This window comes from Stenotrophomonas sp. PD6 (assembly GCF_049199305.1).
In the GTDB taxonomy this organism is placed as follows: domain Bacteria; phylum Pseudomonadota; class Gammaproteobacteria; order Xanthomonadales; family Xanthomonadaceae; genus Stenotrophomonas.
Genome location: NZ_JBLZQD010000011.1, coordinates 5,388 through 17,665, shown reverse-complemented (window position 1 = coordinate 17,665; position 12,278 = coordinate 5,388). Strand labels below are relative to the sequence as shown.

Annotated in this window: 9 protein-coding genes; 6 read left to right on the top strand and 3 right to left on the bottom strand. The window is 69.1% G+C overall.

All coding sequences use genetic code 11. The features are described 5' to 3' along the window. Window positions 1-52: 52 nt before the first annotated feature. The 3 genes from phoU to rnt all read left to right on the top strand — a co-directional run bounded on the left by phoU (window position 53) and on the right by rnt (window position 1,970). Window positions 53-760 (top strand): phosphate signaling complex protein PhoU, encoded by a 708-nt coding sequence (phoU, locus tag ACOZHM_RS14805; RefSeq protein WP_421570078.1) that lies wholly within the window; start codon window positions 53-55, stop codon window positions 758-760. A 129-nt stretch (window positions 761-889) separates the two neighbouring features. Continuing rightward, the gene (locus tag ACOZHM_RS14800; protein WP_421570077.1) at window positions 890-1,231 is read left to right on the top strand and encodes an RcnB family protein; all 342 of its coding nucleotides are present in this window, start codon (window positions 890-892) and stop codon (window positions 1,229-1,231) included. Between the two features lie 151 nt (window positions 1,232-1,382). Next, a complete protein-coding gene (gene rnt / locus ACOZHM_RS14795; RefSeq protein ID WP_421570177.1) occupies window positions 1,383-1,970 on the top strand; it encodes a ribonuclease T in 588 nt (195 codons plus the stop codon). Here the strand turns inward: rnt and ACOZHM_RS14790 are convergent, their stop codons facing one another. From ACOZHM_RS14790 to ACOZHM_RS14780, 3 genes are all read right to left on the bottom strand, one after another. Further along, on the bottom strand, window positions 1,971-4,997 hold the full coding sequence (locus ACOZHM_RS14790; RefSeq protein ID WP_421570076.1) for a two-component regulator propeller domain-containing protein: 3,027 nt from the start codon (window positions 4,995-4,997) through the stop codon (window positions 1,971-1,973). A 150-nt stretch (window positions 4,998-5,147) separates the two neighbouring features. After that, the gene (locus ACOZHM_RS14785) at window positions 5,148-6,560 is read right to left on the bottom strand and encodes an ATP-binding protein (RefSeq protein WP_421570075.1); all 1,413 of its coding nucleotides are present in this window, start codon (window positions 6,558-6,560) and stop codon (window positions 5,148-5,150) included. Continuing rightward, window positions 6,557-7,267 carry a response regulator gene (locus ACOZHM_RS14780; protein ID WP_421570176.1) on the bottom strand — a complete coding sequence of 237 codons (711 nt, stop codon included), beginning with the start codon at window positions 7,265-7,267 and terminating at the stop codon, window positions 6,557-6,559. The genes ACOZHM_RS14785 and ACOZHM_RS14780 overlap by 4 nt, the downstream gene beginning before the upstream one ends. A gap of 218 nt (window positions 7,268-7,485) precedes the next feature. Between ACOZHM_RS14780 and ACOZHM_RS14775 the strand changes: the two genes are divergently transcribed. From ACOZHM_RS14775 to ACOZHM_RS14765, 3 genes are read left to right on the top strand one after another with little or no spacing between them, the layout of a single operon-like run. After that, window positions 7,486-8,727 carry an efflux RND transporter periplasmic adaptor subunit gene (locus ACOZHM_RS14775; RefSeq protein ID WP_421570074.1) on the top strand — a complete coding sequence of 414 codons (1,242 nt, stop codon included), beginning with the start codon at window positions 7,486-7,488 and terminating at the stop codon, window positions 8,725-8,727. Further along, window positions 8,724-10,694 (top strand): MacB family efflux pump subunit, encoded by a 1,971-nt coding sequence (locus tag ACOZHM_RS14770; protein ID WP_421570073.1) that lies wholly within the window; start codon window positions 8,724-8,726, stop codon window positions 10,692-10,694. Before ACOZHM_RS14775 ends, ACOZHM_RS14770 begins: the two co-directional genes overlap by 4 nt. After that, complete coding sequence (locus ACOZHM_RS14765; RefSeq protein WP_421570072.1) at window positions 10,691-12,133, top strand: efflux transporter outer membrane subunit; 1,443 nt, start codon at window positions 10,691-10,693, stop codon at window positions 12,131-12,133. The genes ACOZHM_RS14770 and ACOZHM_RS14765 overlap by 4 nt, the downstream gene beginning before the upstream one ends. Window positions 12,134-12,278: the final 145 nt, after the last annotated feature.

Sequence of the window (12,278 nt, the reverse complement as noted above, 5' to 3'; positions counted from 1 at the left end):
CGCCATGGACGGCAGCGACGATGCCACCCACCAGACAATCGAGCACATCACAATGAACTTCCCAAACGACCATATCGTCAAGAGCTACGACGAAGAACAGCAGCGGCTGGTGGCCGAGATCGTGCGCATGGGCGAAATGGCCGTGGCCCAGCTCGATGCATCCATGGATGTGATCGAGAAGCGCGACGAGAACGCCGCCCACCGCATCATCGCCAACGACGAGGCCATCGACAGCCTGGAACAGCAGATCAGCCATGACGTGATGCGCCTGGCGCTGCGCGGCCCGATGGCACGCGACCTGCGCGAAATCCTGGCCGGTCTGCGCATTCCGGCCGACATCGAACGCATCGGCGACTATGCCGCCAATGTAGCCAAGCGCTCCATCGCGCTGAGCAAGGTGCCGCCGCTGCCGCAGATCCAGGGCCTGCGTTCGCTGGGCCGGCTGGCCGCGCAGCAGGTGCGCCGCGCCATCGAGGCCTACCGCGACAACGACGCCGCCGCCGCGCTCGCGCTGCGCGATGACGACGCCCGCCTGGACGCGCAGTACACCGCGCTGTTCCGCGAGCTGCTGACCTACATGATGGAAGACCCGCGCAACATCACCCCGTGCACCCACCTGCTGTTCATGGCCAAGAACCTTGAGCGCGTGGGCGACCACGCCACCAACATCGCCGAGAACGTGTGGTTCCTGGTGCATGGCGAGCAGGTCCTGCCGCCGCGTGAGAAGCGCGACGAGACCAGCAGCACCGAACAGCTGTAAGCACCGCGCGTTCGGTGTTACACGCCGTTACAGGCCGATACTGCGTATCGGCCTTTTTTAATTCCCTATTCATCAAAAAAATCCCACTCTGGACCTGCGTTCCCCCCCCACCGATCCAGAGGGACTTCCATGAAACGACTCCTTGCCGCCACGCTGTCCCTGACCCTGCTCGCCGCCACCGGTTCGGCTTTCGCCGCCCCGCCCCGCCATGACGATCACGACAGCCGCGACCGCCACGACCAGCGCGACGACCGCGACCATGGCCCCTCGCGTGGTCACGACCGCCATGAGCCGCCGCGTCGCGGTGGCCACCTGGACAAGGATCATCGCGGCACCTACGTGAGCGACTACAAGCGCCACGGCCTGCACGCGCCGCAGCGGGGCCAGCAGTGGCGCAAGGTCGACGACCGCTACGTACTGATCGCCGTGGCGACCGGCCTGATCGCCAACGTGGTGCTCAACGGGCGCTGAGCCTCGGGCGCCCTCCCCCACGCCGGTCTCCGGCGCGGGGCAGGGACCGGTCAGGTGGCTCTGCTAAACTGGGCCGATGACCCAAGACCTCCCCCAGGCCGCCGGCACGCCGGCGGTTGCTGAAGACATGCCCTCTGCCGCGCAGCGCATGATGGCGACCCGCTTCCGTGGCTTCCTGCCGGTGGTGGTCGATGTGGAAACCGGCGGCTTCGACAACCAGCGCCATGCGCTGCTGGAGATCGCCGCGGTACCGATCGAGATGGACGACAACGGCCTGCTCTATCCGGGCCAGACCGCCAGTGCCCACGTGGTGCCGGCCGAAGGGCTGGAGATCGACCCGAAGTCGCTGGAGATCACCGGCATCATCCTCGACCACCCGTTCCGGCTGGCCAAGGCCGAGAAGGATGCGCTCGACCACATCTTCGCGCCGGTGCGCGCGGCGGTGAAGAAGTACGGCTGCCAGCGCGCGATCCTGGTCGGGCACAACGCGCATTTCGACCTGGGCTTCATCAATGCCGCGGTCAACCGGGTCGGCCACAAGCGCAACCCGTTCCACCCCTTCAGCGTGTTCGACACCGTGACCATGGCCGGTATCGCCTATGGGCAGACGGTGCTGGCGCGTGCGGCCACCGCCGCCGGGCTGGGCTGGGATGCGGACGAGGCGCACAGCGCGGTGTATGACACCGAGCAGACCGCGAAGCTGTTCTGCAAGATCGCCAACGCGTGGCCGCGCCCCTGATCAACCGATCGCGGTGCGGTCGCGGCCTTCGCTCTTGGCCCGGTACAGGGCGCGGTCGGCGCGCTGGTAGAGCAGCATCGGGGTGCGGTCGGCGGCGTCCAGCTCGACCAGGCCGGCGCTGAAGGTCACCTGCAGGCCCGGCACCCCGGCCCAGTCCGGGTGGTCATGGAACAGCCCGCGCAGGCGTGCGCAGACCTGGGCCGCCTCGGCCAGGCGGGTGTCGTTGAGCAGCAGGGTGAACTCTTCGCCACCGGTACGCGCCGGCATGTCCGAATCGCGGCAGGCCGAGGCGATCACCCGCGCCACCTCCACCAGCACCACGTCGCCCACGCTGTGGCTGTGCTGGTCGTTCACTTCCTTGAAGTGGTCGATGTCCAGCACCACCAGGCACAGCGGGTGGCCGCTGCGCTGCGAACGGGCGAAGTCGCGCGCCAGCGCCTCGTCGAACGCACGCCGGTTGGGCAGCCCGGTCAGCGCGTCTTCGCGGGCCTGCCGCTCGAACTGCTCGGCCTGCACCGCGAGGCGCTCGGCCAGGCGGGTCTTCTCCTGGTTCAGCGCCTGCAGGCTTTCCGTCTGCGCCTTCAGGTCGCGGGTCGCTTCCTCGACCTTGCGCGCCAGGCGCACGTTGCTCGCCTTGTAGCGCTTGATCAGGTAGCGGTACAGCGCGACGAGCCCGGCCAGCAGCAGCAACCCGCCGATGATCTGCACGCTGCGCCGCTGCCACAGGAACGGTTCCACCGTGAACGACCACACCGCCTCGCTGCCGCTCCACGTGCCGCCCGGATGCGCGGCCGACACGTGCAGCGTGTAGTCGCCCGGCGGCAGCCCGATGAATTCCACGCTGCGCTGCTGGCCGCGTTCGATCCAGCCGCTGTCCAGCCCTTCCAGGCGGGTGCGGTAGCGGATGCGCTCGGACAGCAGGTAGCTCAGCCCCACGTAGCTGATGCTGAGCCGGCGCCCGCCCGGCAGCGTGTTGTGGTTGGCGCCCTGCCAGTGCAGCGGCACGCCGTCGACCAGCACCGTCTCGATCACCGCCGGCGGCGCCAGTCGCTCACGGAAACGCTGCAGGCGCAGCGGATCGACCATGCTCAGGCCACCGGCGGTGACCACCCAGAACGTGCCGTCCTGGCGCAGGATCGCCGAGGGACCGGAGCTGCCATTGGCCTGCGAATTGGCCATGCCGTCGATTTCGTTGTAGTGCTCCACCTCGATCCGCCGCGCACGCCCGTCGGCGACGTCGTTGAGCATGGCCATGTCGGTGCGCAGCACGCCGCGGTTGCTGCTGATCCAGACATTGCCCACCCGGTCGGGCACCAGCTGGAACACGGTGTCCACCGGCATGCCCTGCTCCAGCCCGACCCGCGCAAGCACGCCGTGCTGGTAGCGGTACAGGCCGCGGTCGCTGCTGATCCACATCGCATCGCCGATCTGCTGGAAGCCGAAGACGCTGCGCCCGCCGCCCAGCGGCGCCAGGTCGATGGACTGCACACGGTCGCCGCGCAGCACCCGGATGCCTTCAATGGTGCCGATCCACAGGTCGCCCTCCGCGTCATGCGCCATCGCGGTGATCAGGCCACCGGGCAGGCCGGCGATGGCGGGCACCGACACGCCGTTGTCGTCGATGCGGGCCACGCCCTTCTGGGTGCCTGCCCACACCGCACCGTCGCGATCCACGCTGATCGCGCGGATGTTGCCACCGGGCAGGCCATCTTCCGGCCCATAGCGGCGCAGCATGCGGCCCTGCGCGTCCAGCCGCAGGATGCCGTCACCGAAGGTACCTACCCACAACCCGCCCTGATGGTCCTGCGCCAGGCTGAGCACGGACGGGGTCTTGCCGCCGCTGTTGCGCAACGGCACCGGGTGGAACACGCCCTGTGCGTCGCGCCGGTCCAGGCCGCTGGCGCTGCCGATCCACATCTGCCGGTCGCGGTCTTCGAGCACGGTGCGCACGTAATCGCCGCTGAGCCCGTCACGTTCGGTGAAGCTGCTGAACAGCGTTTCGCGTAGCCGGTACAGGCCGCCATTGGCGCCAACCCAGATGCTGCCCTCCGCGTCCTCGCGCAGGCTGACCACGCGCCCGCCGGGCAGTGACAGGCCGGTGGGCAGCCGCTCCAGGCCGTGCCGCGACAGCCGCAGCAGGCCCTGGTTTTCGGTGCCCAGCCACAGATCGCCATGCCGGTCCTGCAGCATCGCCGTGATGTGCATGCCGCCGTCAAGCCGGTGCTGCAGCTGCGGTACGCCGTCCTGCATGCGGTAGATGCGCTCGCCGGCGACGATCCACAGCACCCCGTCCGGGGCGCGATAGGGCCACACCAGCCCCCGGCCCAGGCCATAGCTTTCCGGCGCGCGGCGCAGCACGCCGTCGTTGCCGCGCACCACCAGGCCGTCGAGCGTGCCGACCCAGACCCGATCCTGCGCATCCACCACCAGCTTGGTGAAGCTCATCGCCATCGGCACGTCGGCCGGCGGCTTCTGGTAGTCGAAGTGGCCGTCCTGCGAGAGGCTGCCGATGCCGCTGCCTTCGTACAGCAGCCACAACCGCCCGTGGCTGTCCATCTGCATGGCCTGGATCAGCACCTCCGGCGCGGGCGGCTGGCGCTCGAACACCTGCCAGCGGCCATCGGCGCTGCGTCGGGTGACGTTGCCGCGCGAATCGCTGATCCACAGCCCACCGGCACGGTCGACGAACAACGCGCCCACGCCGTTGTCGCGCAGGCCCGGGCGGGTGCTGCGGTCGAACACGGTGAAATCCAGCCCGTTGTAGCGCACCAACCCTTCCCAGGTAGCGAACCACAGGTGGCCTTCGGGGGTCTGCGCGATGTCGCGCAGGGAGTTGTGCGGCAGGCCGTTGCGCGAGGTCCACACGTCGATGGCGTAGTCGCGCAGCGGCGGCGGGCCGTCCTGCGCCACCAGCGTGGTGGGCACGCCGCACAGCAGGCACAGCACCACCAGCGCCCGCCAAAGGCACTGCAGGGGCACTCGAAGTTGTACCGGCCGCCACCGGTTCCCGCCTCCCCTTCGCCTCATCCGTAAGGACCTGGCGGGGAGCAGGAATGGCGCAGTGACGTAAGCACTACGCGGCTGTGGAGACCGGCCAGTTGGGGCACGCTCATGCGGCGGAAGCTGGCGGGGGTTGCCCATAGTAGGCAAAACCGCCGCCGTTTGCCTCGTTGGTGCTCAGCCGGCGCGGGAGGTCGGCGGTCGCGGCGGTGCCGGCCAGTGCACCACGGCCTCCAGACCGCCCTGCGGATGGTTGCGCAGGTGCAGGGTCGCCCCTTCCTTCTCGGCCAGTGCGCGGGCGATGGTCAGGCCGAGCCCGGCGCCGCCGGTTTCCCTCGAGCGCGAGGTTTCCAGGCGGACGAAGGGGTCGAACACGGTCTCCAGCTCGTCCTCGGCCAGGCCGGGCCCGGTATCGCGCACCCGCACCACCACGCCGTCGGCGTCCTGTTCGATCCGCACCAGCGCCGTGCCGCCATAGCCGATGGCATTGTCGACCAGGTTCGAGAACAACCGGTGCATGGCCAGCGGCCGCAGCATCAGCACCGCGCCGCTGCCCTGTTCAAAGCGCGCCTCGGCGCCGGCCTCGACCGCGTCCTCCACGATGCTTTCCAGAAGCGAATCCAGATCCAGCGCGGCGCGCGGTTCGGCGCTCTCCGCACTGCGCGCCAGTTCCAGGCCTTCGCGGATCAGCGCCTGCATGGCGGCCAGGTCGCCGATCAGGCGCTCGCGCAGGGCCTCATCGCCGACGTTCTCCAGCCGCAGCCGCAGCCGGGTCACCGGGGTCTGCAGGTCATGGGTGATCGCCGCCAGCATCTGGGTGCGCTCGCCCAGCGTGCGCTGCAGGCGTTTCTGCATGGCGTTGAAGGCCTCGGCCGCGCGGCGTACTTCCAGCGGCCCCGTGACCGGCAGCGGGGCGCGCTGCAGGTCATCGCCCAGCTCGGCCGCCGCCGAGGCCAAGCGCTGCAGCGGTGCGCTGGCCATGCGCGCGACCACATAGGCCAGTACGCCGATGGCGAACACCAGCAGGGTCAGGAACAGCGGATCGACCGCAAGGATGCCGTTGTGGGCGATGGCCGGCGATTCCAGCGCCAGCGACAACACGGTACCGTCGCTGAGCGGCACCTGCACCGCACGGCACTTGGGCGGAATGAAAGCGGGGTCGCGCTCGTGTGGCGGCCGGCGCCGCTGCTGCGGTGGGGGGGGCGGCGGCAGCAGTTCCTGGGCCTTGGGCAGGCACGAACGGAACGAGGTGAAGTGCACGGTGGCGTGCGCCACCGGGCCCTGGCGGTCGTCGAGCACGTCCATCATGGCCGCGTCTTCGCGGCCCAGCCGCGCACCTTCGGGCAGACTGCGCACCGCTGGCCCGCCCACGGTCAGCAGCCGGCCGCGCAGGTCCGGGTCGCTGTCGAGCATGTTGACGAAGCCCTGCAGGCGGTCGGCGATGCGGTTGAGGTTCTGCCGCTCGAACTCCTGCTGGCGCTTGGCACTGGCCAGCATGGTGGCGCCGATCGCGGCCACGCTCATGCCCAGCAGCAGGATCACGAACAGCCGCCCGACCATCGAGGCGAAGAAGCGGCGCAGGCGCATCATTCCAGCGTGACCGCCGTGGCCAGCACGTAGCCTTCATTGCGCACGGTCTTGATCAGGCCGTCGCTGCCGCCGTCATCGGCCAGCTTGTTGCGCAGCCGGCTGACCTGCAGGTCGATGGCGCGGTCCTGCGATTCGTAGCTGCGGCCACTGCTCAGCGAGACCAGCTGCTCGCGCGACAGCACCTTGTTGGCATGCCCGACGAACACGCGCAGCAGGCGGAACTCCGCGCCGGACAGCACCACCACGCGCCCGTCCGGGTCGACCAGGTGGCGATGCTCCAGGTCGAAGATCCAGTGCGAGAAGCGGGCCCGGCGGATCGCCAGCGGTTCAAGATTGGCCGGCAATGCTTCGGTCCGGCGCAGCACGTTGCGGATGCGCGCCAGCAGCTCGCGCGGTTCGAACGGCTTGCCCAGGTAGTCGTCGGCGCCCATCTCCAGACCCAGCACGCGGTCGATCGGTTCGCTGCGCGCGGTGAGCATGATCACCGGCGTGGCCGACCGCGCACGCAGGTCGCGGCACAGGGTCAGGCCATCCTCGCGCGGCAGGTTGAGGTCGAGCACGATCAGGTCGACATGCTCGCGCTCCAGCACCTGGCGCATGCCCTGGCCATCGCTGGCGGTGCTGACCTGGTAGCCGGCACGGCCGAGCTGTTCGGCCAGCAGTTGGCGGATGTCGTTGTCGTCATCGACGATCAGCAGGCGTTGCATCGTAGTGGTGTTCTCCATGCGGCGATGATCCCCTGTCGGGAGCTGAACCGCATCCTCTGGTTTGCGTACGCGTGTTTCAGGGCATGCACACGATACAGAAGGACACGTCGAACCGGGGCGTGGTTACGTCCTGTTACATGCCGTGCGTTGAGGCCGCCACAGCCGCTCTTCACAATGCTGACAACGCCGCACGCCGGCCTGTCGAGTTGACGATCATCGTGAAGTCCCGCCTGCCTACCACCCGTCGCGGCCGCGTGCTGCTGTTGATCGCCCTGGCCGTCCTGGTGTGCGGCATTGTCGCATGGACCCTGCGCAAGCCCAGCGCCCCTACCCTGGCCACCAGCCCGGTGACCCGTGGCGACCTGGAACAGACCGTGGAGGCCACGGGCGTGATCGATGCCTACAAGCTGGTCAGCGTCGGTGCGCAGGCCTCGGGCCAGATCAAGTCGCTGCGGGTGCAGCTGGGCGATACCGTCAAACAGGGCGACCTGATCGCCGAGATCGACGCCACCACCCAGCGCAACGCCGTGCTCAACGCGCAGGCGTCGCTGGACCAGGTCACCGCCCAGCGCGCGGTGCAGCAGGCCACGCTGCGCCAGGCCGAGCTGGAATTCGCGCGGCAGCAGGAGATGCTGGCCGCCGAGGCGACCTCGCGTGCGGAGTTCGACGCCGCCGACGCCGCACTCAAGACCGCCCGTGCGCAGGTCAAGGCGTATGACGCGCAGATCCAGGGCCGCCAGACCGAACTGGGCACGGCCAACGCCAACCTGGCCTACACCCGCATCACCGCGCCGATGGACGGCACCGTGGTGGCGGTGGTCGCCGAGGAAGGCCGCACCGTCAACGCCAACCAGACCGCACCGACCATCGTGATGCTGGCGCGGCTGGACCTGGTCACGGTGAACGCCGAGGTGTCCGAGGCCGACGTGGTCAAGATCAAGGCCGGCATGCCGGTGTACTTCACCACGCTGGGCGACCCGGACCGCAAGTACCACGCCACGCTGCGCCAGATCAATCCGGCGCCGTCGTCGATCGCCAGCGACAGTTCCAGCAGCTCCAGTTCGTCCAGTTCCAGCTCCAGTTCGGCGGTGTACTACAACGCGCTGTTCGACGTGGAGAACCCGGACGGCACGCTGCGCATCGACATGACCGCGCAGGTCTCGGTGATGCTCAAGCAGGCCAAGGGCGTGCTGATCATTCCGTCGGTAGCGCTCGGCCCGAAGGCCCGCGATGGCCAGTACGTCGTGCGCGTGGCCGACGCCGACGGCATGCCGCAGCCGCGCAAGGTGAAGATCGGCATCAACACCGGTTCCAGCGCCGAAGTGCTGTCGGGGCTGAAGGAAGGCGAAAAAGTCGTGGTCGGTGAAGGCAGCGCCACGCCGGCCGCGAGCGGCAGCGGCAACCGTGGCGGCGTGCAGATGCGCATGGGCGGCCCGGGCATGGGCGGGCCGCGTCGATGAAGACCGCCCCCACCGGCACGCCGCTGCTGCGGCTGCGCGACCTGCGCCGCGAGTTCCCGGCCGGCGATGAAACCATCGCCGTGCTGCGCGACGTCAACCTGGACATCGCCGCCGGCGAGATGGTGGCCATCGTCGGCCAATCCGGCTCGGGCAAGTCGACGCTGATGAACATCCTGGGCTGCCTGGACCGCCCTACCCGCGGCAGCTACCAGGTGGCCGGCCGCGAGACCGGCAGCATGCTGCCCGACGAGCTGGCCGAACTGCGGCGCGAACATTTCGGCTTCATCTTCCAGCGCTACCACCTGCTCGGCGACCTGGATGCACGTGGCAACGTCGAAGTGCCGTCGGTGTATGCCGGCAGCCCGGCCGCCGCGCGCAGCGCACGCGCCGAACAGCTGCTGCAGCGGCTGGGCCTGGGCGATCGCATGAAGCACAAGCCCGGCCAGCTGTCCGGTGGCCAGCAGCAGCGTGTGTCGATTGCGCGGGCGCTGATGAACGGCGGCGAGGTGATCCTCGCCGATGAGCCGACCGGCGCGCTGGACACGAAGTCCGGCGAGGAAGTGATGGGCATCCTCGGCGAGCTGCATGCCGAAGGCCACACCATCATCATCGTCACCCACGACATGTCGGTGGCCGAACACGCCCAGCGCATCATCGAGATCCGCGACGGCGAGATCATCGCCGACCGCATCAATGCCAAGGCGCCCAGCTACCGCGCCCAGCGCACGCCGACCGTGGCCGCTGCCAAGGGCCACAGCTGGCGGGCGGCCCGCGACCGCTTCACCGAGGCCTTCCGCATGGCGCTGCTGGCCATGAACGCCCACCGCCTGCGCACCTTCCTGACCATGCTGGGCATCATCATCGGCATCGCCTCGGTGGTGTCGGTGGTGGCGATGGGCAACGGCTCGCAGCAGCAGATCCTGCAGAACATCAGCGCACTGGGCACCAACACCATCGACGTGTATCCCGGGCGCGGCTTCGGCGACATGCGCTCGGCGCGGGTGCAGACGCTGAAGGCCAGCGATGCCGACGCCCTGTCGCGGCAGAGCTACATCGACAGCGTCACCCCCAGCGTGTCCTCGTCGGCCACCGCGCGTTACCGCAACCAGTCGGCCACCGCGCAGGTCAGCGGCGTGGGCGAACAATTCTTCCGGGTCAAGGGCGTGACCCTGAGTGCCGGCAGCTTCTTCGATGCCGATGCGGTGAAGGGCCTGGCGCAGGTGGCGGTGATCGATGAGAACACCCGCAGCCAGTTCTTCCCCAACGGCGCCGACCCGGTGGGCCAGGTGATCCTGCTCGGCAACGTGCCGGTGCGCGTGATCGGCGTGGCGCAACGCCAGAGCATGGGCTTCGGCAGCAGCACCAGCCTGTCGATCTGGGTGCCCTACACCACCGTGATGTCGCGCATGCTGGGCCAGAGCTACGTGTCCAGCATCACCGTGCGGGTGGACGACGCCACTCCGATGGACGCGGCGCAGGCGGCCATTTCCAAGCTCCTGATCATGCGCCATGGCACCGAAGACTTCTTCCTCAGCAACAGCGCCGAGATCCGCGACACCATCGAGCAGACCACGCGCACGATGACCCTGCTGATCAGCGCCATCGCCGCCATCGCCCTGCTGGTCGGCGGCATCGGGGTGATGAACATCATGCTGGTGTCGGTGACCGAGCGCACCCGCGAGATCGGCGTGCGCATGGCCGTGGGTGCACGGCAGAGCGATATCCGCCAGCAGTTCCTGATCGAAGCGGTGCTGGTCTGCCTGCTCGGCGGCCTGCTCGGCGTGGGCCTGTCGCTGGTGGTGGGCTGGGTGTTCGACACCTTCGCCCCTGATTTCAAGATGCTGTTCTCCACCGCCTCGATCGTGGCCGCGTTCGCGTGCTCCAGTCTGATCGGCGTGGCGTTCGGCTTCCTTCCGGCACGCAATGCGGCCCAACTCGATCCCGTGGAGGCGCTGGCGCGCGAATGAAGATTTCAACCCTGTTCCCGTTCGCTCCGACCGTGCGCCCGTTGGCGCTGGCCTGCACCACCGTTCTGCTGCTGTCGGCCTGTGTCAGCACCGGCCAGTACAGGGTCGACCCGCCCTCCGTGCCGGCCGTGTACGGCCTTGGCGATGCGCAGCGCAATGCGCCCACCGAGGCGTCTGATGCAGTGCCGACGCTGCGCGCCGACGTGCGCGATGACGCCTGGTGGACGGGCTTCGGCGACCCCCGCCTGGACCGCGTCATCGACCGCGCCCTGCGGGCCAACACCGACCTGGCCTCGGCTGGGCTGGCGGTGCAGCGCGCACGCCTGCAGGCCGGGCTGAGCGACAACGCGCTGTGGCCGCAGCCGTCGGGCAGTGTCGGCAGCAGCGGCAATCGCCCCATTGACCAGAGTGCCGACTGGAATCGCAGCAGTTCGGCCGGGGTGTCGCTGCAGTGGGAGATCGACCTGTGGGGCCGCCTGCGTGCCCAGCGCGACATCGCGCAGTGGGAGGCCCAGGCCAGCGAGGAAGACCTGCAGAACACCGCGCTGCTGGTGATCGGTGATGTGGCCACGCAGTATTGGACGCTGGCCTACCTCAACCAGTCCATTGCCGCCGGCGAAGCGAATCTCGCACGCCTGCAGCGCACCCAGGAACTGGTACAGGCGCGTTTCAACGCCGGTGCGGTGTCGCGGCTTGAAGTGCGCCAGGCCACCCAGTCGCTGGAGGCGCAGCGCGCCGCACAGAGCGCGCTGGAGCAGCAGCGCGTGGCCAGCCGCAACGCGCTGACCGTGTTGCTCGATGGCCAGCCGTGGCCGCAGGCCGACGAACCGCAGGCACTCGAAAATGCGGGCAGCCCGGCCATCGCCGAAGGCCTGCCGGCCGAACTGCTGGGCCGGCGCCCGGACCTGCGCGCGGCGGAACTTCGCCTGCGCAACAGCCTGAAGGACATCAAGGTCACCGCCACCCGCTACTACCCGGCGTTGAGCCTGACCGGCGGCGTGAGCAGTGGCGCGACCACGCTATCGGACGTATTGAAGAACCCGGTGGCGTCGCTGGGCGCGGGGTTGTCGCTGCCGTTCCTCAACATCCGCCAGGCGCAGCTGGATACGCAGATCGCCGGAACCGACTACCAGATCGCGGCCAACACGTTCCGGCGCACGCTGTACACGGCGCTGTCGGAGGTGGACAACGCGTTGTCGGCGCGCACCCAGTTCGCCACCCAGGTGGCCGCCTCGCAGGCGTCATATGACGAAGCGGTGGAGATCGAGCGCATGTATGAAGTGCGCTACCGGGTCGGCGCCACCGACCTGCGCACCTGGCTGGAGGCGCAGCAGACGCGGCGCGATGCCGAGCTGTCGCTGGCGTCGGTGAAGCAGAAGCAACTGGTCAACGACGTGACGTTGTTCAAGGCCTTGGGAGGCAATGCCAACGCGCCGTAGAGCCACGCCGCGCGTGGCTTCGTGGTGCATGAATACCGGTAGAGGCCCCCCCCGCGGGGGGGGGGGGGGGGGGGGGCGGGCGCCAGCCGAACCATCGGGGGGGGGGGGGGGTGAAGCATGAACGCGGCGGGGGGGCGGCCCGCGG